Annotated in this window: 17 protein-coding genes; 10 read left to right on the top strand and 7 right to left on the bottom strand. The window is 51.8% G+C overall.

Going from position 1 to position 21292, the window contains the following annotated elements:
• The first annotated feature begins 17 nt into the window (after window positions 1–17).
• The 9 genes from E4Z61_RS09340 (at window position 18) to E4Z61_RS09300 (ending at window position 14667) form a co-directional block, all read left to right on the top strand.
• Window positions 18–3965 carry a DNA translocase FtsK gene (locus E4Z61_RS09340; RefSeq protein ID WP_135322526.1) on the top strand — a complete coding sequence of 1316 codons (3948 nt, stop codon included), beginning with the start codon at window positions 18–20 and terminating at the stop codon, window positions 3963–3965.
• Window positions 3966–4076: 111 nt separating this feature from the next.
• Window positions 4077–4688, top strand: coding sequence for an outer membrane lipoprotein periplasmic chaperone LolA (gene lolA / locus E4Z61_RS09335; RefSeq protein ID WP_096757694.1), 612 nt, complete (start codon window positions 4077–4079; stop codon window positions 4686–4688).
• Between the two features lie 10 nt (window positions 4689–4698).
• On the top strand, window positions 4699–6042 hold the full coding sequence (gene rarA, locus E4Z61_RS09330; protein WP_135322525.1) for a replication-associated recombination protein RarA: 1344 nt from the start codon (window positions 4699–4701) through the stop codon (window positions 6040–6042).
• A 92-nt stretch (window positions 6043–6134) separates the two neighbouring features.
• On the top strand, window positions 6135–7427 hold the full coding sequence (gene serS / locus E4Z61_RS09325) for a serine--tRNA ligase (RefSeq protein ID WP_096757692.1): 1293 nt from the start codon (window positions 6135–6137) through the stop codon (window positions 7425–7427).
• A gap of 236 nt (window positions 7428–7663) precedes the next feature.
• Entirely contained in the window at window positions 7664–10108 is a 2445-nt protein-coding gene (dmsA, locus tag E4Z61_RS09320; RefSeq protein WP_135322524.1) for a dimethylsulfoxide reductase subunit A, read from the top strand.
• Window positions 10109–10118: 10 nt separating this feature from the next.
• The gene (gene dmsB / locus E4Z61_RS09315; protein WP_102602158.1) at window positions 10119–10736 is read left to right on the top strand and encodes a dimethylsulfoxide reductase iron-sulfur subunit DmsB; all 618 of its coding nucleotides are present in this window, start codon (window positions 10119–10121) and stop codon (window positions 10734–10736) included.
• A gap of 1 nt (window position 10737) precedes the next feature.
• Window positions 10738–11601, top strand: a complete 864-nt coding sequence (locus E4Z61_RS09310) for a dimethyl sulfoxide reductase anchor subunit family protein (RefSeq protein ID WP_135322523.1) — start codon at window positions 10738–10740, stop codon at window positions 11599–11601.
• Window positions 11602–11881: 280 nt separating this feature from the next.
• Entirely contained in the window at window positions 11882–13030 is a 1149-nt protein-coding gene (locus E4Z61_RS09305; RefSeq protein WP_135322522.1) for an MFS transporter, read from the top strand.
• Between the two features lie 215 nt (window positions 13031–13245).
• Window positions 13246–14667, top strand: a complete 1422-nt coding sequence (locus tag E4Z61_RS09300; RefSeq protein ID WP_135322521.1) for an APC family permease — start codon at window positions 13246–13248, stop codon at window positions 14665–14667.
• Window positions 14668–14671: 4 nt separating this feature from the next.
• Here the strand turns inward: E4Z61_RS09300 and E4Z61_RS09295 are convergent, their stop codons facing one another.
• Genes E4Z61_RS09295 through E4Z61_RS09275 form a run of 5 tightly spaced genes read right to left on the bottom strand, consistent with a single transcriptional unit; the run spans window position 14672 to window position 18439 of the window.
• Entirely contained in the window at window positions 14672–15109 is a 438-nt protein-coding gene (locus tag E4Z61_RS09295; RefSeq protein WP_135322520.1) for a PTS sugar transporter subunit IIA, read from the bottom strand.
• 51 nt (window positions 15110–15160) lie between these two features.
• Window positions 15161–16072 carry a transketolase family protein gene (locus E4Z61_RS09290; RefSeq protein ID WP_135322519.1) on the bottom strand — a complete coding sequence of 304 codons (912 nt, stop codon included), beginning with the start codon at window positions 16070–16072 and terminating at the stop codon, window positions 15161–15163.
• The gene (locus tag E4Z61_RS09285; protein WP_135322518.1) at window positions 16072–16869 is read right to left on the bottom strand and encodes a transketolase; all 798 of its coding nucleotides are present in this window, start codon (window positions 16867–16869) and stop codon (window positions 16072–16074) included. Before E4Z61_RS09285 ends, E4Z61_RS09290 begins: the two co-directional genes overlap by 1 nt.
• A 12-nt stretch (window positions 16870–16881) precedes the next feature.
• Window positions 16882–18147, bottom strand: coding sequence for a PTS ascorbate transporter subunit IIC (locus E4Z61_RS09280; RefSeq protein ID WP_135322517.1), 1266 nt, complete (start codon window positions 18145–18147; stop codon window positions 16882–16884).
• A 16-nt stretch (window positions 18148–18163) separates the two neighbouring features.
• Complete coding sequence (locus E4Z61_RS09275; protein WP_135322516.1) at window positions 18164–18439, bottom strand: PTS sugar transporter subunit IIB; 276 nt, start codon at window positions 18437–18439, stop codon at window positions 18164–18166.
• A gap of 121 nt (window positions 18440–18560) precedes the next feature.
• On the opposite strand from E4Z61_RS09275, the gene E4Z61_RS09270 reads away from it, so the two are divergent.
• Complete coding sequence (locus E4Z61_RS09270) at window positions 18561–19409, top strand: MurR/RpiR family transcriptional regulator (RefSeq protein WP_135322515.1); 849 nt, start codon at window positions 18561–18563, stop codon at window positions 19407–19409.
• A 122-nt stretch (window positions 19410–19531) separates the two neighbouring features.
• On the opposite strand, the gene E4Z61_RS09265 is transcribed toward E4Z61_RS09270, so the two are convergent.
• Window positions 19532–20323 carry a PA3715 family protein gene (locus tag E4Z61_RS09265; RefSeq protein ID WP_167817539.1) on the bottom strand — a complete coding sequence of 264 codons (792 nt, stop codon included), beginning with the start codon at window positions 20321–20323 and terminating at the stop codon, window positions 19532–19534.
• 97 nt (window positions 20324–20420) lie between these two features.
• Window positions 20421–21161, bottom strand: a complete 741-nt coding sequence (pflA, locus tag E4Z61_RS09260; RefSeq protein WP_135322514.1) for a pyruvate formate lyase 1-activating protein — start codon at window positions 21159–21161, stop codon at window positions 20421–20423.
• Window positions 21162–21292 lie beyond the last annotated feature (131 nt).

Genomic DNA, 21292 nt, shown 5'->3' with positions numbered 1-21292 from the left:
AACCTGGAGAGCCGTTTTTGAGCCAGGAATACACTGAAGACAAAGACGTCACATTGACGAAGTTAAGCAGCGGGCGCCGACTTCTGGAAGCGCTACTGATCCTTATTGCCCTTTTTGCCGTCTGGTTGATGGCTGCCTTACTCAGCTTTAACCCTTCGGATCCCAGTTGGTCGCAAACCGCGTGGCACGAACCTATCCATAATCTTGGAGGGATCCCCGGTGCATGGCTGGCGGACACCCTGTTCTTTATATTTGGCATAATGGCCTACACCATACCTGTCATCATTGTCGGTGGCTGTTGGTTTACCTGGCGACATCAGGCCAGTGATGAATACGTCGACTATTTTGCCGTGTCGCTGCGCATTATTGGCGTTCTGGCGCTTATTCTCACCTCTTGCGGGCTGGCTGCAATCAATGCCGATGACATCTGGTATTTCGCTTCCGGCGGCGTGATTGGCAGTCTGCTCAGCACCACGCTACAACCGCTGCTGCACAGCAGTGGGGGAACGCTCACGCTATTGTGTATCTGGGCCGCAGGCCTGACGCTGTTTACAGGTTGGTCATGGGTGAGCATTGCGGAAAAATTAGGCGGCTGGTTACTCAATATCCTGACGTTTGCCAGCAACCGCACTCGCCGCGATGATACCTGGGTTGATGACGAAGAATACGAAGACGATGAAGAGTCTGTCGACGCCGCCCAAGGAAAACCGCATGAATCACGCCGGGCCCGTATTCTTCGCGGCGCGTTAGCACGTCGTAAGCGTCTGGCCGAGAAATTTACCAACCCGCTAGGTCGTCATACCGATGCTGCGCTGTTTTCCGGCAAACGAATGGATGACGAAGATGAAATTGAATACAGTGCCCGTGGCGTTGCCGCCGATGCGAATGATGTTCTGTTCTCCGGTAATCGTGCCACGCTGCCTGAATATGATGAATTCGACCCACTGCTAAATGGTCACTCGGTGACTGAACCTGTGGTAGCCGCCGCAGCGGCTACTGCCACTGCAACAACGCAGGCCTGGAGTGCACCAGTCGATCCTTTGCTGCAAACTCCCCCGGTCCCTGGGAGCATTCCTGTTCAACCTGTACCGGCCGTTGCGTGGCAACCTGCGCCCACGCCGCAAGTGACTGAGCCGGTTATTGCACAGGCACCTGAAGGTTATCCGCAGTCTGCACAATATTCCCAGCCGACGGCACAGGCTTATGAGCCCTGGCAGCAGCCCGTACCGGTTGAACCTCAGCCGCAATATGTTGTGCCGCCCGTTGTCGAACCGCAATACCAACAGCCTGTAGCTCCGCAGCCACAAATGCAACCGCAGTGGCAGCCACCGGTTACTGAACAAAGTTGGCAGCCAGAGCCAGTGCAGCAACCGGTTCATTCAGCGGAGCCTGCGTATAACCCGCCATCGGGCTATCAACAGGAATCTACATTCCAGCCGCAGCCCGTGTATCAGCAGCAGCCTACCTTCGTGCAAGAACCTGTTGCTGAGCAACCGCCAGTTGTAGAGCCTGAACCGATCGTGGAAGAGACTAAACCGGTACGTCCGCCGCTCTACTACTTTGAAGAAGTTGAAGAAAAACGTGCACGTGAACGTGAGCAGTTAGCTGCCTGGTATCAGCCGATTCCAGAACCTGCTCAGGAACCTGAGCGTGTTAAACCGTCTATGCCATCGATGACGACGGCCGCTTCTATACCACCGGTTGAATCTGTCGCTGCAGTTGCGCCGCTGGCTGCTGGAGTGAAAAACGCAGCATTGGGTGCTGGGGCCGCCGCCTCTGCACCTGTGTTTAGCCTGGCGGGTAGCGGTGCGCCGCGTCCACAGGTGAAAGAGGGGATTGGACCGCAACTGCCTCGTCCAAATCGCGTCCGTGTGCCAACGCGTCGTGAGCTGGCTTCCTATGGCATAAAATTACCGTCGCAGCGTATGGCCGAAGAGAAAGCGCGTGAAGAGCAGCTTGATGCGGACACTGACTATACCGACGATGAAATTGATGCTATGCAACAGGATGAGCTGGCGCGTCAGTTCGCACAGTCGCAGCAGCATCGCTATGGTGAAGAGTATCAGGACGATACGCATCAGGTTGAGGACGAAGAATCTGCAGCAGAAGCGGAGTTGGCCCGTCAATTTGCCTCTTCCCAGCAGCAGCGTTATTCCGGTGAACAGCCTGCTGGTGCTAATCCGTTCTCTCTGGATGATTTTGCCTTCTCACCGATGAAAGCGCTGGTGGATGATGGCCCGCATGAGCCGCTGTTTACCCCAAGCGTGATGCCGGAACCGGCACCACAACCTGTCGCACCGCAGCATTATCAGCAGCCGCCACAGGCTGTTGCGCCGCAGCAGCATTACCAGCAGCCGCCGCAGCCTGTCGCGCCGCATCAACATTATCAGCAGCCGCCGCAACCTGTTGCACCGCAGCCACAGGATAGCCTGATCCATCCGTTATTGATGCGCAATGGCGACAGCCGTCCTGTACAACGCCCAACTACACTGCTGCCATCACTGGATCTGCTCACCCCGCCTCCGGCGGAAGTTGAGCCAATAGATACTTTCGCACTGGAGCAAATGGCGCGTCTGGTTGAAGCTCGCTTAGCTGATTTTCGCATTAAAGCCGATGTGGTGAACTATTCGCCGGGCCCGGTGATTACCCGTTTTGAACTGAATCTGGCGCCGGGTGTTAAAGCCGCGCGGATTTCTAACCTCTCCCGTGACCTGGCACGTTCATTGTCGACCGCTGCGGTTCGTGTGGTGGAGGTTATTCCGGGTAAACCGTACGTAGGGTTGGAATTACCGAACAAAAAACGTCAGACCGTCTATCTGCGCGAAGTGCTGGATAACGCGAAATTCCGTGATAATCCATCTCCGCTTACCGTGGTGCTTGGCAAAGATATTGCGGGTGAACCGGTTACTGCTGATTTGGCGAAGATGCCGCATCTGCTGGTGGCGGGTACTACAGGTTCCGGTAAGTCTGTTGGGGTCAATGCCATGATCCTCAGCATGCTGTACAAGGCGCAACCGGAAGATGTGAGATTCATCATGATCGACCCGAAAATGCTCGAGTTGTCGGTTTATGAAGGCATCCCGCATCTGTTGACTGAAGTTGTTACCGACATGAAAGATGCTGCTAACGCGCTGCGCTGGAGCGTCAATGAAATGGAGCGTCGTTATAAGCTGATGTCAGCGCTTGGTGTGCGTAACCTGGCGGGCTACAACGAGAAGATCGCTGAAGCAGAACGCATGGGGCGTCCGATCCCGGATCCGTACTGGAAGCCAGGCGATAGCATGGATGTTACCCATCCGGTGCTGAAAAAAGAGCCTTACATTGTGGTCCTGGTGGATGAATTTGCTGACCTGATGATGACCGTCGGCAAAAAGGTGGAAGAGTTGATCGCCCGACTGGCGCAAAAAGCGCGTGCGGCGGGGATCCACTTGGTGCTGGCGACCCAGCGTCCATCGGTTGATGTGATTACCGGGCTTATCAAAGCCAACATCCCGACCCGTATCGCCTTCACCGTGTCGAGCAAAATTGACTCGCGTACCATTCTTGATCAGTCAGGGGCAGAATCACTGTTGGGGATGGGGGATATGCTCTATTCCGCGCCAAACTCGACAATTCCAGTGCGCGTGCATGGTGCCTTTGTACGCGATGAAGAAGTTCACGCCGTTGTTCAGGACTGGAAAGCCCGCGGTCGTCCGCAATACGTTGAGGGGATCACCTCTGACAGCGAAAGCGAAGGCGGTGGCGGTGGTTTTGACAGCGGGGAAGAACTGGATCCGCTGTTTGACCAGGCCGTTAAGTTTGTCACGGAAAAACGTAAAGCCTCAATTTCCGGCGTCCAGCGCCAGTTCCGTATTGGCTACAACCGTGCGGCACGTATCATCGAACAGATGGAAGCGCAGGGGATCGTTAGTGAGCAAGGGCATAATGGTAATCGTGAAGTGCTGGCACCGCCGCCCTTCGATTGATTGCAAAGTTAAGTAATTCAGTATTTTCTACTTTCCTCATGCTGATTTTTGGCCTGGAATAGATAGCAGATGGATCTCCCCGTCGGGAGTGACGAATTTTGAGGAATAACGATGAAAAAAATCGCAATCACCTGTGCATTATTGTCGAGCTTTGTCGTGAGTAGCGTCTGGGCTGATGCAGCCAGCGATCTGAAAAGCCGTCTGGATAAAGTCAGTAGCTTTCATGCCAGCTTTACCCAGAAGGTGACCGATGGCAGCGGTGCAGCGGTGCAGGAAGGCCAGGGCGATTTGTGGGTTAAACGTCCGAACCTGTTTAACTGGCATATGACGCAGCCGGACGAAAGCATTCTGGTTTCCGACGGAAAAACGCTGTGGTTCTTTAACCCTTTTGTCGAGCAGGCAACGGCGACCTGGCTGAAAGATGCCACGGGCAACACACCGTTTATGCTGATTGCGCGTAACCAGTCCAGCGACTGGCAGCAGTACAACATCAAACAAAACGGTGATGACTTCGTACTGACCCCAAAAACCAGCAGCGGAAATCTGAAGCAGTTCACCATCAATGTTGGACGCGACGGAACTATCCATCAGTTTAGCGCCGTCGAACAGGACGATCAGCGCAGTAGCTATCAGCTGAAATCTCAGCAGAATGGCGCGATCGAACCATCAAAATTCACCTTTACCCCACCGCAGGGTGTCACGGTAGACGATCAACGTAAGTAGAGGCGTGTGAGTGGGTAATCTGTCGCTCGATTTTTCTGATAATACCTTTCAGCCACTGGCCGCACGTATGCGGCCAGAAAATTTAGCGCAGTATATCGGCCAGCAGCATTTGCTGGCCGCGGGTAAGCCCTTGCCGCGTGCTATCGAGGCCGGGCACCTGCACTCCATGATCTTATGGGGGCCGCCCGGTACGGGTAAAACCACGCTTGCCGAAGTGATCGCCCGCTACGCGAACGCGGACGTTGAACGTATTTCGGCTGTCACCTCTGGTGTGAAAGAAATTCGTGAAGCGATTGAACGTGCGCGTCAGAACCGTAACGCCGGTCGGCGTACCATATTGTTCGTCGATGAAGTCCACCGGTTTAATAAAAGCCAGCAGGACGCCTTTCTGCCGCATATTGAAGATGGCACCATTACATTTATTGGCGCCACGACTGAAAATCCCTCGTTTGAACTGAACTCGGCATTGCTGTCGCGTGCGCGTGTCTATTTGCTGAAATCGCTCACTACCGACGATATCGAGCAGGTGTTGGAGCAGGCGATGGCGGATAAAGTGCGGGGTTACGGTGGCCAGGATATTGTCCTGCCGAATGAAACGCGCCGGGCTATTGCCGAGCTGGTGAATGGCGACGCGCGTCGGGCATTAAATACGTTGGAAATGATGGCCGATATGGCGGAAGTCGACGCCAGTGGGAAACGCGTTTTACAGCCTACGTTGTTGACGGAGATTGCCGGAGAACGTAGCGCACGTTTTGATAATAAAGGCGATCGTTTTTACGATCTTATCTCGGCATTACATAAATCAGTACGCGGCAGCGCGCCGGATGCGGCACTCTACTGGTACGCACGCATCATTACAGCAGGAGGTGATCCGCTGTATGTTGCACGTCGCTGTCTGGCGATTGCTTCCGAAGACGTGGGTAATGCCGATCCTCGTGCTATGCAGGTGGCCATTTCGGCATGGGATTGTTTCACCCGTGTGGGACCCGCAGAAGGTGAGCGAGCGATTGCCCAGGCGATCGTTTATCTGGCCTGCGCGCCGAAGAGTAACGCGGTTTATACCGCCTATAAAGCGGCGCTGGCAGATGCTCGTGACCGCCCGGATTACGACGTACCGGTGCATCTGCGTAATGCACCGACGAAGTTAATGAAGGAAATGGGCTACGGGCAGGAATATCGCTACGCGCACGATGAGCCGAATGCGTATGCTGCCGGTGAAGAGTATTTCCCGCAGGAACTGGCACAAACACGCTATTATCACCCGACAAACAGAGGTCTTGAGGGCAAGATTGGCGAAAAGCTCGCCTGGCTTGCCGGACAGGATCAAAATAGCCCTATAAAACGCTACCGTTAGCGCGATCGTTGCGGTAATGTTGGCAATGTATCCCTGTGACTGCAGGCTGTGGTCACTTTCTCCCATTTTAATTCGATAAGCACAGGATAAGCATGCTCGATCCCAATCTGCTGCGTAATGAGCCAGACGCAGTCGCTGAAAAACTGGCAAGCCGGGGCTTTAAGCTGGACGTAGATAAGCTGCGCGCTCTCGAAGAGCGTCGTAAAGTTCTGCAGGTACAAACTGAAAATCTGCAGGCAGAGCGTAACTCTCGATCGAAATCCATCGGCCAGGCAAAAGCGCGCGGGGAAGATATCGAGTCTTTACGTCTGGAAGTGAACAAACTGGGCGAAGAGCTGGATGCCGCGAAAGCTGAACTTGATACCTTGCAAGCTGAAATTCGTGATATTGCACTGACAATTCCTAACCTGCCTGCGGACGAAGTCCCGGTAGGGAAAGATGAAAACGACAACATCGAAGTCAGCCGTTGGGGCACGCCGCGCGAGTTTGATTTTGACGTTCGCGATCACGTTACGCTGGGCGAAATGCATGCAGGGCTCGATTTTGCTGCCGCCGTTAAGCTGACCGGGTCTCGTTTCGTGGTCATGAAAGGGCAGATTGCGCGTATGCACCGTGCGCTGTCTCAGTTCATGCTGGATCTGCATACTGAACAGCATGGCTACAGCGAAAACTACGTGCCGTACCTGGTGAACCATGACACGCTGTACGGTACGGGCCAGTTGCCGAAATTTGCCGGCGATCTGTTCCATACGCGTCCACTGGATGAAGAAGCCGACAGCAGCAACTATGCGCTGATCCCAACGGCAGAAGTTCCGCTGACCAACCTCGTGCGTGATGAAATCATTGACGAAGATGCGCTGCCAATCAAAATGACGGCGCATACGCCATGCTTCCGTTCAGAAGCAGGCTCTTACGGTCGTGACACCCGTGGTCTGATCCGTATGCACCAGTTCGATAAAGTTGAGATGGTGCAGATCGTTCGTCCTGAAGATTCTATGGACGCGCTGGAAGAAATGACTGGTCATGCTGAAAAAGTCCTTCAGCTGTTGGGTCTGCCGTACCGTAAGATCATCCTGTGTACTGGCGACATGGGCTTCGGCGCCTGCAAGACCTACGATCTGGAAGTGTGGATCCCGGCGCAGAATACCTACCGTGAAATCTCTTCCTGCTCCAACGTGTGGGATTTCCAGGCGCGTCGCATGCAGGCACGCTGCCGCAGCAAGTCTGACAAGAAGACTCGTTTGGTACATACGCTGAACGGTTCTGGTCTGGCGGTTGGGCGTACTCTGGTTGCCGTAATGGAAAACTATCAGCAGGCTGATGGCCGCATTCAGGTTCCGGAAGTACTCCGTCCGTATATGAATGGCCTGGAATACATCGGGTAAGTTATCATTCCCTGCTAAAAAAGCGCCTGCGGGCGCTTTTTTTATGCCTGTTTGACACCGGACAATAACCCTTACCTAATAAGTGGTAATACTACTTTCGAGTGAAAGCCAGTATTTATCTCTGTCTTTACGCAAATTCACTATATACCAGTCTGTATAACGATAGTATCGATATATAAATATCTATACAACGATTATTTCTTTTTTGTTTATTGTGAGCAGCAGAGTGAGCCACTATGAAAACTAAGATCCCCAATGCCATGCTGGCAGCTGAGGTGAGTCGTCGCGGTTTGGTAAAAACGACGGCGATAGGCGGACTGGCGATGGCCAGTAGCGCGTTTACCCTGCCATTTACCCGTATTGCCAATGCAGCAGAAGCCATTAATCCGAAGCAGATCAATGAGAAAGTGATCTGGAGCGCCTGTACGGTGAACTGCGGTAGCCGCTGCCCGTTGCGTATGCATGTGGTGGACGGTGAAATCAAGTATGTTGAAACCGACAACACCGGCGATGACAATTATGAGGGGCTGCATCAGGTTCGCGCCTGTTTACGCGGCCGCTCCATGCGCCGTCGTGTCTACAATCCGGATCGTCTGAAATACCCAATGAAGCGCGTTGGTAAGCGCGGTGAAGGCAAGTTCGAGCGTATTAGCTGGGATGAGGCTTATGACATCATCGCCAGCAATATGCAGCGTCTGATCAAAGACTACGGCAATGAGTCTATCTACCTTAACTACGGCACCGGTACGCTGGGTGGTACCATGACACGCTCATGGCCACCGGGCAAAACGCTGGTCGCACGTCTGATGAACTGTTGTGGTGGCTACCTGAATCACTATGGAGATTACTCTTCTGCGCAAATCGCTGCCGGGTTGAACTATACCTACGGCGGCTGGGCGGACGGTAACAGCCCGTCAGATATCGAAAACAGTAAGCTGGTTGTTCTGTTTGGTAATAACCCAGGCGAAACCCGAATGAGCGGTGGCGGGGTAACGTATTACCTTGAACAGGCGCGGCAGAAATCCAATGCACGGATGATCATTATCGATCCGCGCTATACGGACACCGGCGCCGGTCGTGAAGATGAATGGATCCCGATTCGTCCGGGAACCGATGCGGCACTGGTCAATGGTATCGCCTACGTCCTGATCGCTGAAAATATAGTCGATCAACCGTTCCTCGATAAATACTGCGTGGGTTACGACGAGAAAACCTTGCCAGCCGACGCGCCGAAGAACGGCCACTACAAGGCGTATATTCTTGGACAGGGCAAAGACGGTATCGCGAAAACCCCTGAATGGGCTGCGCAGATAACCGGTATTCCTGCGGAACGTATCGTTAAACTGGCGCGTGAAATTGGCAGCGCTAAACCTGCCTACATCAGCCAGGGTTGGGGACCACAGCGTCACGCCAACGGTGAAATTGCTACCCGTGCTATCTCTATGTTGGCTATCCTGACCGGTAATGTTGGTATCAACGGCGGCAACAGCGGTGCGCGTGAAGGCTCGTATAGTTTGCCGTTTGAACGTATGCCGACGCTGGAAAACCCTGTAGAAACCAGCATCTCTATGTTTATGTGGACGGACGCCATTGAGCGCGGCCCAGAGATGACGGCGCTGCGAGACGGCGTTCGCGGTAAAGATAAGCTCGATGTTCCGATTAAAATGATCTGGAACTATGCCGGTAACTGTCTGATTAACCAGCACTCTGATATCAACCGTACGCATGAAATTCTGCAGGATGATAAGAAGTGCGAGATGATTGTCGTTATCGACTGCCACATGACGTCCTCGGCGAAATACGCCGACATTTTGCTGCCGGATTGCACGGCGTCTGAACAAATGGATTTCGCGCTGGATGCCTCCTGCGGGAATATGTCCTATGTGATTTTCACCGATCAGGCCATCAAACCGCGCTTTGAATGCAAGACTATCTATCAAATGACCAGCGAGTTGGCGAAACGGCTTGGCGTTGAGCAGCAGTTTACGGAAGGCCGTACTCAGGAAGAGTGGATGCGTCATCTGTATGAACAGTCGCGCAAAGCTATACCGGAACTGCCAACGTTTGAAGAATTTCGTAAGCAAGGGATCTTTAAACAGCGCGATCCACAAGGTCATCATGTGGCGTACAAAGCGTTCCGTGAAGATCCTCATGCTAATCCGCTCACCACACCATCGGGCAAAATTGAAATTTATTCACAGGCGCTGGCGGAAATTGCGGCCACCTGGGAACTGCCTGAAGACGATGTGATCGATCCATTGCCAGTCTACGCCCCGGGCTTTGAAAGTTTAAGCGATCCGCTGGCGGATAAATTCCCGCTGCAGTTGACGGGCTTCCACTACAAATCTCGCGTTCACTCGACCTATGGCAACGTGGACGTGCTGAAAGCTTCCTGCCGTCAGGAAATGTGGATTAATCCACTGGACGCGCAACGACGCGGTATTAACAACGGCGACAAGGTGCGTATCTTTAACGACCGTGGCGAGGTACATATCGAGGCGAAAGTTACGCCGCGTATGATGCCTGGCGTGGTGGCGCTGGGTGAGGGGGCCTGGTATGACCCGGATATGAAACGTGTAGATCAGGGCGGTTGCATCAACGTGCTGACGACCCAGCGTCCTTCTCCTCTCGCCAAGGGGAACCCGTCACATACGAACCTTGTTCAGGTTGAAAAGGTGTAAGGAGTAACCGATGACAACCCAGTATGGATTTTTTATTGATTCCAGCCGTTGCACCGGTTGCAAAACCTGCGAACTGGCCTGCAAAGACTATAAAGATTTAACCCCGGACGTCAGCTTCCGTCGTATTTACGAATACGCTGGTGGCGACTGGCAGGAAGATAACGGCGTCTGGCATCAGAATGTCTTTGCCTATTATCTCTCCATTGCGTGTAACCACTGCGAAGATCCAGCGTGTACCAAGGTATGTCCGAGTGGCGCGATGCACAAGCGTGAAGATGGTTTTGTGGTCGTTGATGAGGATGTGTGCATTGGCTGTCGTTATTGCCATATGGCCTGTCCTTACGGTGCGCCACAGTACAATGCAGCCAAAGGGCATATGACCAAATGTGATGGTTGTCACGACCGTGTTGCCGAGGGCAAAAAGCCGATTTGCGTCGAGTCTTGCCCACTGCGCGCTCTGGATTTTGGTCCAATTGACGAACTGCGCAAAAAGCACGGTGATCTGGCGGCGGTTGCGCCACTGCCGGGCGCACATTTCACCAAACCCAGCATTGTAATCAAACCTAACGCCAATAGCCGCCCGACCGGGGATACCACGGGTTATCTGGCCAATCCGAAGGAGGTGTAAGATGGGAAGTGGATGGCATGAGTGGCCGCTGATGATCTTCACGGTCTTCGGACAGTGCGTGGTTGGCGGCTTTATTGTTCTGGCGCTGGCGCTGATGAAAGGGGGATTACGTCCTGAAGCACAACAGCGCGTAATTGCCTGCATGTTGGGTCTGTGGGTGTTAATGGGCATCGGCTTTGTCGCGTCTATACTGCACCTGGGATCGCCAATGCGTGCTTTTAACTCCCTTAACCGCATCGGTGCTTCTGCACTGAGTAACGAGATTGCCAGCGGCTCACTTTTCTTTGCCGTGGGTGGAATCGGCTGGTTGATGGCGACATTGAAAAAAATGTCACCCGCGTTACGTAATTTGTGGTTAGTCGCCACCATGGTGCTGGGCGTGGTTTTCGTCTGGATGATGGTACGTGTGTATAACACCATTGATACGATCCCGACCTGGTACAGCGTCTGGACGCCGCTGGGCTTCTTCCTGACGCTGCTTATGGGCGGTCCGCTGCTGGGATACCTGCTGTTGCGAGTCGCCGGAATTGACGGCTGGGCAATGCGCCTGCTGCCAGCTATTTCGGTATTTGCATTAGTGGTTAGCGCTATCATGTCGGTGATGCAGGGGGCTGAACTGGCGACAATTCACAGTTCCATTCAGCAGGCGTCAGCATTGATACCGGACTACGGCTCGCTGATGGCGTGGCGTATTGTGGCACTGGCTTTGGCGCTGTGCTGCTGGATTGTACCGCAGGTGAAAGGCTACCAACCTGCTGTACCATTGCTGTCAGTGGCATTTATTCTGCTGCTGGTCGGCGAATTGATTGGTCGCGGCGTATTCTACGGTCTGCATATGACCGTGGGCATGGCGGTTGCCAGCTAACGTGAAAAATGCCGAATAGCGCTGTACACAGCGCTATTCGGTAAAGAAATAATGCTGTTCATCCATGAAATTTTTCGACTGAACGAAACGCGATAATTTTGTTTTAGATCAATTAAAACAAGCAGATGTACTTTCTCGTTTTTTAGCTATTCATATTAAGAATCAGTAATACAAATCGATCCTCCTGAAAGCGCTTCAGGCCCCTGATTGCGCCGATTGACAATGTTTTTTGCAGTGGCATGATGCGCATGAAATTTGAACTTCCTCACGGTTTTTATTCATGTCTACCTATACCCGACCCGTTATGCTGCTGCTATGCGGGCTGCTTCTGCTGACTCTGGCGATTGCCGTGTTAAACACGCTCGTCCCGCTTTGGCTCGCCCATGAAAATCTGCCGACCTGGCAGGTGGGAGTGGTCAGTTCGTCTTATTTCACCGGCAATCTGGTCGGGACGTTATTGACCGGGTATTTAATCAGACACCTTGGCTTTAACCGCAGCTATTACATTGCCTCGTTTATCTTCGCCGTGGGCTGTGTCGGGCTGGGTGTGATGGTGGGATTTTGGAGCTGGATGACCTGGCGTTTTATCGCGGGTGTCGGCTGTGCCATGATTTGGGTGGTGGTGGAAAGCGCGCTGATGTGCAGCGGTACCTCCCGCAATCGTGGTCGCTTACTGGCTGCATATATGATGGTCTATTACGTGGGGACGTTTTTAGGGCAGCTGTTAGTCAGTAAAGTATCTACAGAACTGATGAGCGTTTTGCCGTGGGTAACGGGCACGATCCTTGCGGGGGTGTTACCGCTGCTCTTTACTCGCATCATGAATCAGCAAAGCGAGGAACAACATTCGACGCCGATAGCATCAATGTTGAGGCTTCGTCAGGCTCGTCTGGGCGTGAACGGCTGCATTATCTCTGGAATTGTGCTGGGTTCTTTGTATGGCTTGATGCCGCTCTACCTTAACCATCAGGGGGCAAGCAATGCCAGCATTGGTTTCTGGATGGCAGTGATGGTTAGCGCGGGTATTCTGGGGCAATGGCCGATTGGCCGTCTGGCGGATAAGCTAGGACGCCTGCTGGTTTTACGCGTTCAGGTCTTTGTGGTGATCCTCGGCAGCATTGCGATGCTCAATCAGGCTGCAATGGCCCCGGCATTGTTCATGCTGGGGGCGGCAGGTTTTACCCTCTATCCGGTTGCGATGGCTTGGGCCTGCGAAAAAGTAGAACATCATCAACTGGTCGCCATGAACCAGGCATTGTTATTAAGCTATACCGTGGGGAGTCTGCTGGGGCCGTCTTTTACCGCGATGCTGATGCAGAACTTCTCAGATAGCCTGTTGTTTATCATGATCGCCAGCGTGTCGTTTATATATTTACTGATGCTGCTGCGTAAAACAGGGCACAAGCCCAATTCCGTGGCGCATATCTGAGGTCATTTAACAGATTACAATGGGTTCCCATTCATACAAATTACGTACATTTTATGGGAACTCATCGTATTTAATCACCACTCATCTTTCCTGAAAAATAAACTGTGCAGAAGATTATAGTTTTACATTCTGCCATTTCCGCCCGTTCATTTTACCGCGCATAATCCCTCGCCTTATTGATCGATATTTAAAATCGCACCCACGAAGGATCGCGTATGGCCGGTGTACAGGAAAAACAATTGCGATGGTACAACATCGCCTTGATGTCGTTTATTACCGTTTGGGGATTTGGCAACGTTGTTAACAACTACGCTAATCAGGGATTAGTGGTTGTCTCCTCCTGGATCTTTATTTTTGCGCTTTATTTTATTCCCTATGCGCTGATCGTCGGACAGCTTGGTTCTACCTTTAAAGATGGGAAGGGGGGCGTCAGTACCTGGATTAAACATACCATGGGACCGGGGCTGGCTTATCTTGCCGCATGGACTTACTGGGTGGTGCATATTCCTTACCTGGCGCAGAAACCGCAGGCTATCCTGATTGCCCTAGGCTGGGCGCTGAAGGGGGATGGGTTACTCATTAAAGAATACACCGTTGTGGCGTTGCAGGGACTGACGCTGGCGCTGTTTGTCTTTTTCATGTGGGTCGCATCCCGCGGGATGAAGTCACTAAAAATTGTTGGCTCGGTGGCGGGTATTGCGATGTTTGTGATGTCGATTCTGTATGTCGTGATGGCGGTAACCGCACCGGCGATCACCGATGTCGAGATCGCCACCACCAACATCACCTGGGAATCGTTCATTCCGCACATCGATTTCACCTATATTACGACGATTTCGATGTTGGTCTTCGCGGTGGGTGGTGCGGAGAAAATTTCACCTTATGTTAATCAGACCCGCAATCCCGGCAGAGAATTCCCGAAAGGAATGTTGATTCTGGCTATTATGGTGGCGGTGTGTGCGATCCTTGGATCGCTGGCAATGGGGATGATGTTTGACTCCCGGCATATCCCCGATGATTTAATGACCAATGGTCAATATTATGCTTTCCAGAAACTGGGTGAGTATTACGGCATGGGAAACACGCTGATGGTTATTTATGCGGTTTCCAACACCCTGGGGCAGATTGCGGCTTTGGTGTTTTCTATCGATGCGCCGCTTAAAGTTTTGCTGGGTGATGCAGACAGTCGGTATATTCCTGCGCGTTTGTGCCGCACGAATGCGTCCGGTACCCCGGTGAACGGTTATATACTGACGCTAGTGTTAGTCGCGATTCTGATTATGTTGCCGACGCTGGGAATTGGCGACATGAATAACCTGTATAAATGGTTGCTCAATCTTAACTCCGTTGTTATGCCGCTACGTTATTTATGGGTGTTCGTGGCCTTTATTGCTGTTATTCGGCTGGCGCAGAAATATAAGTCAGAATATGTCTTTATCCGCAACAAAACTCTGGCGTTAACCGTCGGCGGATGGTGTTTTGCCTTTACCGCGTTCGCCTGCCTCACCGGGATCTTTCCAAAAATGGAAGCCTTTACCCCTGAGTGGACGTTCCAGCTGACGCTGAACATTGCGACACCGTTTGTGCTGGTCGGACTGGGTTTAATTTTCCCGCTGTTGGCACGAAGGAAGCCATAATGAACTAACTTTCTTCAAGAGCGGAGTGAAGTTGCGCCAGGCAGGTAGCATGGGATAACTGGTGTAAGCGCTCCGCTTCATCCAACCAGCACACCAACTGTTGAATCATTTCGATATGTTGAGTGCTGTCGGCTGCAGCAAGAACAATTATTAGCCGCACATCCGGGTGCCCGGGAAATTGTACTGCCTGTTTTAGACACAGGAGCGACAGATGCGTTTTACTACCGATCACACCTTCTTCCGGGCGGGCATGAGGCAGGGCAAACTCTGGGCTTAATATATACCATGGGCCATGTTGTTCCGTTTCACGTATGATTGCCTGAGTATACCTATTTGTAATAGCTCCTTGTTCTTCCAGAGGGAGACAGGCCAGTTGTACGGCCTCCTGCCAGGTGCAGCATTGTTCCCGAAACTGACAGGCTGAAAACAGTGTAGATACCATCATTTTATCCTTATCTCAGTGGGCAGACCGTGTTACGGCCTGCCCACCCGATTATTTGAGTGCTTCACAAATTGCGGAGGCTGAAATTCCGTATTTCTCTTTTAGCTGTCGGCTGTTGCCCGATTCGGTAAATGTATCCTGAGTCCCAAGACGGTGTAATCGTGAACTTAATCCCTCCTCGGCCAGTACTTCAGCAACTTGCCCGCCAAGTCCACCGTTAATCGTATGGTTTTCAATCGTAATGATTCGCGGACAATTGTTAACCAGTTGCAGGAAACGCTGGCGGTTAAACGGTTTTAGCGTTGCAACATGAATTAGTTTTCCCCGTTTTCCCTGCGCGCTTAGCTGGGCGTAACCCGTACTCGCTTGTTCAAGAACGCTTCCTTCATAAAGAATGGCGAAGTCGTTGCCTGAGTTCTCTACGGCGTCAATATCAGTCACTCGGGGAACGATAGATTTATCGCGCACGGGCATCGGTTCGCGAGCAACACGAATATAAACCGGTCCCTTAATTCTCACTGCTTGCTCAAAGGCTTCTGCAACCTCTTCGGCATCGGCAGGAGTCAGAATGGTGATCCCTGGTAAAACACGGGTTAACGCGAGATCTTCCAGGGCATGGTGGGAGGCACCATCCGGGCCGTCATCCATACCGGGATGGCTGCCGACAAGTTTAATATTTGCATTGGCATAGCAGGCCTGACGTAGTTGAGTCCAGGCCGTGCCTGTCACAAACATTGCGAAGTTCACATAAAAAGGGATATTTCCCTCCAGTGCCTGACCAACAGCAAAACTCATCGCTGAACCCTCGGCTATGCCCATCTCAAAGAACGCGTCCGGGTAAGCGGCCTGAAACTGGTCGGTGCGGGTGGAACTGGCTAAATCACTGTCGATGGCGACAATCGGATAGCCTTGCTGTTTCAGGGCTATGAGGGCGTTACCAATTTCATCTCGTGGTGCTTTCATTATTGTAACTCCTCCATAGCCTGCTGATATTGTTCGGTGGTTGGGGTTTTTGAATGCCAGTCACCGTTATTTTCCATGTAGCTAACACCGCTGCCTTTGGTGGTATGCGCAATAATCGCGATGGGTTTCCCTTTCAGATGCCGCGATAGCATGAAGGTGTCAGCCACCTGATGCATGTCGTTGCCATTATGGAGTTCGAGTACATGCCAGCCAAAAAGACGCACTTTGTCGGCCAGTGGTTCCAGATTCACCACCTGATTGACCGGATCATGGGAAGAGAAGCCGTTGTAGTCGATAATCGCCACCAGATTATCCATCTTCATATGACCGGCTTGTTGCAACGTTTCCCAGATTTGTCCTTCGTGCATTTCACCATCGCCGATAATGGCGAAAACGCGCTGTGGTTCACCATGTTGCTTTTTCGCTGCCGCCATACCGAAGGCAATGGATAACCCCTGGCCCAGCAGACCCGTTGTGGCATCCACTTCTGGCATGGATTTGATGCTGGGATGCCCCTGCAAACGTGAGTTAATTTGCCGGAATGTCTTAAACTCGCTACGCGCAATTTTGCCTTTTTGATGCAACAGAGCGTACTGGGCGGCAACAGCATGGCCTTTACTCATGACGATACGGGCGCGGGGAGATGCAGCTAAATCAACTTCCTGATCGTAAATCCAGGTCAGAATATCGATAATGGATAACGCGCCGCCAGGGTGGCCAATACCTGATTCATAAATCATGGAAACAATATCCCGGCGAGCGGCCAGCGCGTGGGATTTAAGTTCGTCAATATTCATGTTCATTCCTTATCAAGGCAACATTTTGCCGATGTAATACACCACTAAACCGAGTGCAACGAAGTCGGTTTCCGGGAAGCTGGTTCCGGACAAACCTACCGATTCCATGATTGGGTAGATGAGTGCCGGGCCGATGCCAATTAATATGCCGGTGACAAAACTCCCGGCAATCGCTCCTTTCCAGCCACCGGAGGCGTTGCCGAACACTGCTGCGGTAGCACCAATGAAGAAATAAGGGATAGCAACGGGGATGATGACTGTTTGCCCAATCAGCGCGAGTACACCCATGACCACCAGTCCTCCTATAAAAGAGGAAATAAAGCCTAAAACGGTCGCTGTAGGGGCATAAGGAAAGACCACCGGGCAATCCAGCGCGGGTTTGGCATTAGGAATAAATTTCTCAGAGATCCCCAAAAAGGCCGGGACTATTTCTGACAGCAACAAGCGAACGCCAGTGATGATGATATAGAGCGATGCAGTAAACGTGAGCGACTGGAATAACGGATAGACCAGCCAGTGCATTCCTCCCGCGGCGGCAGTCACTGCTTCTTTACCTGCGGCAAGCGCCGCGATGTAGTAGAAAATACTGACGGAGATGGAAACGGAGACGATATAGTCTTTAAAAATCCCCAGCCACCCAGGAAGATTCAGTTTTTCGGTTGATTGCTTAGGATCACCAACTTTAGAGCCAATCCATCCTGAAAGCGCATATGCCAGGGTGACGTAATGGCCCATGGCAATTTCATCATTACCGGTGATTTTGCGCATCCAGGGTTGGGCGATAGCAGGATAAATACATGCTGCCAGCCCCAGCAGTACTGAGCCGACAATAATTGTCGTCACATCACTGTAGCCGAGGGCCTTAAGCGTGACGGTTAATAAGGCTGAAAGATAAAGATTATGCTGGCCCGTCAGGAATATGTACTTGAACGGGGTGAAGCGTGCAAAAAACAGGTTCCAGCCAAAACCGACGACCATAATGAGCGAAACGCACATGGCAAATTTGGTCTGCGCCAACCCGGTTAGTGCCTCTGCAAGCGGCATTACGCCTTTCAGACCAAACCCATCGCTGAATAATGTCTGAAAATTACCGAGAGAGGTTACCGCAAGTCCAGCACCACCGGCAAAGACCAGAAATCCGACAATGGTTTTAAAGGTACCTGAAAGTACCTTTTCGATAGGTTTGCGCTGGATTAGCAAGCCGATTAACGCAATAAAGCCAACTAAAAGTGGGGTTACACCCAGAATGTCGAATACAATGAACTTTAGGAGATCCATATTTCCCCCGGAGAGGTTAGTTATTTTGAACGATGCTGGTGAGCGCTGATTCCATTTCTTCGCTGTTCATCAGATCGGTGATGCCGATAGCCCTGAACCCGGCGGCTTCAACTTCGTCGGTGAGGTCGCTCATGGTGATCACGAAGTCGATGTTCTGCCAGGTCCTTAAGCCTGAAAGCACATCATGTTCAAGATCGATATCCCAGCTATGCTTATCGATGATTTTTTGAGCTTTGATTTTGAGCATTAGCGAGCTGCCCATACCGGTACGGCAGACGATCAGACCTTTCATTAGACGTTCTCCTGTTTGTAAAAATAATTATTATTTACTATCATTGATGTGATAAAAATTATTATCGCAAAGCGGACCGAAGAATGTGACAGCATTTGCATTTTGTGCAAAAAGGCCAAAAATGAGTCAGATAGACACTAATTTGTTGATTAACATAAGAAATGAGGCTTCTGGGTTGAGCCCGATCCTGGAAAAGGTGGGGCGTTTCATCACCGAAAATCCTGATTTTGTGATGCGACACACGATTACTGAGCTGGCGGATTCTATTGATACCAGCGAGGGTAGTATCACCCGTTTCTGCCGTGCCTTTGGTTTTAAAGGATTCTCTGATTTCAGAACAGCGCTGGCGTTGGAGCAGGGCGCGGCGCGCTCGGATGACGGGGCGTGTGAAGAGACTGCGGCAGTACTTGCCAGTGTCCGTGACAGTAATGCAATTATCGACAGCATTGAGCTACAAACGGTGGCAACCTGGCTTAACCAACTCAGTAATATTGCGATTTATGCGGTCGGGACGGCTGTACCCGTGGCATTGTTTCTACAGATAAATTTGGTACAGATGGGGAAAATCGCCAGCTATATAGACAGATTCTATCCGGCTGCGATCTCTCCGTTGGCCGACAGCCAAAAGACCGGGATTATTGTTATCCATACTGAGCAAGTGTCCACAGATATGATGCAGGCACTGGCGCTGGCGAAGGAACAGGGGATAAAAATTGTCTCTCTGACGCGGGGATCGTTTGCGCCATTAAGCCGGCTTTCTGACTGGAACTTGCAGGCGGCTGTTGCGCTACAGGGGGAAGGGGAATCGGGGTTTGCCGAGATTGCTGGGGCGATGATGGTGGCGGATCGTATGCTGAGCGCGCTGGAAGAACAGGACGAACGCTACGCGCAATGTCGCAAAGCGCATCAGAAACGCATTTTCTCGATTGAAAGCGTGACGAATAAGCTGTCGGAATACTTTATGTCGTAAAGATTGGATTCCGGCGTCCCTCCTGCAAGTCAAGAATGACGCCGGAAAAGTGAGGATATCACTTTCTGCCCATATTACTTTTTACGCTTTCCATGGTCTCATTTTCAGACGTTATGGTGTTCTTATTCCAGAGGCATGAGGGATTTGGGTACGACATATTGCTTGCCATCATATCGTAGCAACGTTGTCGTTTTGCCAGGTTTGTCCTTAGATACACACTCGCCATTGGCGTCAGTATTTGTGGTGGATGCCACGTTTTTCTCAGTTACCCGAATATCGGCGAATCCATTCTGTGAGCCAGAATCCAGCGCCAGGGTGCGTTTACTGTCGTTGAAGGTTCCCTCGCAGTTGCCGTCCCATTCTCCGCTGCTATTCACCAACACGATACCGTTCAATATTGGCCGTAGCTGATTATTGTCTATAACAAACAACATGAGCGCATCTTCACTAAATGGATTTACGCGGGAACTCCCCGTGCGGGAGATTCGCACACCAAATGCGGTCTGCTCAGGCGCAACTTTCCAGCGCGCGGTATCAAGCGTCAGCCCAGTAATGCGAATGGCGTCGTCACTCATACGCTCTGGCAGTCGTAGTCGCTGTTTAACATCGAGAGTGGCGGAGTCGAGAACCAGAAGCTCCAGATCGCCAACGTTATCGTAATCGCTATATTGTTGCGACATCAGCGGAACGGCGGCCAGGGTCAGCTCAGGGTGAGCTGGCCAGACGCGACAAATCGCGCTTTTGGGAGAATCTCCATGGGTAGTTATCACCAAGTTATCTTGAGTGATAGTACCTTGTGAGGTTGTCGTGGCATTCGGCCAGGCATGCTGGATAATGGCATTAATATCGCAGCTGCTGGCGGCATTCACGGCCTGGGCAGACAACAGTAACACTCCTGAGATGAATAGCCGCATAACGTCCTTTCCTGTGCTATGGCCCACTTGCCGAAGATATGAGCGTAAATAACAAAACGGCTGCCATGATGGGCAGCCGTTTTGCAGGGATTTAAACTTAGTACATCACTTTATGACCATACTGTTCAAGGATGCCTTTCACGCGATCCATGGTCTCTTTCTTCGGCGGCTTCACGCCATCCAGTTTGTACTCTTCGCCCATTGCCACCCATTTATGTTTACCCAACTCGTGATAGGGCAGCAATTCGATTTTTTCGACGTTACCCATGTCGCGGGTAAACTCACCCAGGCGATGTGCGGAATCGTCATCATCAGACCAACCCGGCACGACAACGTAGCGGATCCACACGTTGATATCTTTGTTAGACAAATAGCGCGCGAACTCCAGCGTACGATGGTTTGATACGCCTACCAGGTTCTGGTGAATTTCGTCGTTCATCTGTTTGAGATCGAGCATTACCAGGTCGGTCACTTCCAGCAGCTCATCAATTACCGGATCGTAGCGGCGAACAAAACCGTTGGTGTCGAGACAGGTATGAATACCTTCTTTCTTACAGGCACGGAACCAGTCACGAACGAATTCAGCTTGCAGGATGGCCTCACCGCCAGATGCCGTCACGCCGCCACCAGAGGCGTTCATAAAGTGACGATAGGTCACCACTTCTTTCATCAATTCTTCAACGGTGACTTCTTTACCGCCGTGCGTATCCCACGTATCACGGTTATGGCAATACAGGCAGCGCATCAGGCAGCCCTGGAAGAAGGTAATAAAACGGATGCCTGGGCCGTCTACGGTGCCACAGGATTCAAAGGAGTGAATGCGACCAATAACTGACATTGCGGTGTATCTCCAGATGTGGCCCATCCGGGGCCAGAGTGATTGCACAGTTATTAACTGTGTCGAGTCTGTTTTGGCAGTCATCCATAAGTATAGATAGCTGACGAAACAGGCTGGGTCTGAGGAGTAAC

This window comes from Citrobacter tructae, assembly GCF_004684345.1.
GTDB lineage: Bacteria > Pseudomonadota > Gammaproteobacteria > Enterobacterales > Enterobacteriaceae > Citrobacter > Citrobacter tructae.
Note: the sequence above shows the minus strand (reverse complement) of the source record. Positions and strands in the feature narration are given on the sequence as shown.

Excerpts from the sequence above, each read along its gene's own strand:
- E4Z61_RS09285 (WP_135322518.1), bottom strand. The coding sequence starts at position 16,869 with ATGAATATTGACGAACTTAAATCCCACGCGCTGGCCGCTCGCCGGGAT.
- E4Z61_RS09290 (WP_135322519.1), bottom strand. The coding sequence starts at position 16,072 with ATGAAAGCACCACGAGATGAAATTGGTAACGCCCTCATAGCCCTGAAA.
- serS (WP_096757692.1), top strand. The coding sequence starts at position 6,135 with ATGCTCGATCCCAATCTGCTGCGTAATGAGCCAGACGCAGTCGCTGAA.
- E4Z61_RS09305 (WP_135322522.1), top strand. The coding sequence starts at position 11,882 with ATGTCTACCTATACCCGACCCGTTATGCTGCTGCTATGCGGGCTGCTT.
- E4Z61_RS09275 (WP_135322516.1), bottom strand. The coding sequence starts at position 18,439 with ATGAAAGGTCTGATCGTCTGCCGTACCGGTATGGGCAGCTCGCTAATG.
- E4Z61_RS09280 (WP_135322517.1), bottom strand. The coding sequence starts at position 18,147 with ATGGATCTCCTAAAGTTCATTGTATTCGACATTCTGGGTGTAACCCCA.
- E4Z61_RS09310 (WP_135322523.1), top strand. The coding sequence starts at position 10,738 with ATGGGAAGTGGATGGCATGAGTGGCCGCTGATGATCTTCACGGTCTTC.
- E4Z61_RS09300 (WP_135322521.1), top strand. The coding sequence starts at position 13,246 with ATGGCCGGTGTACAGGAAAAACAATTGCGATGGTACAACATCGCCTTG.
- E4Z61_RS09295 (WP_135322520.1), bottom strand. The coding sequence starts at position 15,109 with ATGGTATCTACACTGTTTTCAGCCTGTCAGTTTCGGGAACAATGCTGC.
- dmsA (WP_135322524.1), top strand. The coding sequence starts at position 7,664 with ATGAAAACTAAGATCCCCAATGCCATGCTGGCAGCTGAGGTGAGTCGT.
- E4Z61_RS09270 (WP_135322515.1), top strand. The coding sequence starts at position 18,561 with ATGAGTCAGATAGACACTAATTTGTTGATTAACATAAGAAATGAGGCT.
- E4Z61_RS09265 (WP_167817539.1), bottom strand. The coding sequence starts at position 20,323 with ATGCGGCTATTCATCTCAGGAGTGTTACTGTTGTCTGCCCAGGCCGTG.
- dmsB (WP_102602158.1), top strand. The coding sequence starts at position 10,119 with ATGACAACCCAGTATGGATTTTTTATTGATTCCAGCCGTTGCACCGGT.
- lolA (WP_096757694.1), top strand. The coding sequence starts at position 4,077 with ATGAAAAAAATCGCAATCACCTGTGCATTATTGTCGAGCTTTGTCGTG.
- pflA (WP_135322514.1), bottom strand. The coding sequence starts at position 21,161 with ATGTCAGTTATTGGTCGCATTCACTCCTTTGAATCCTGTGGCACCGTA.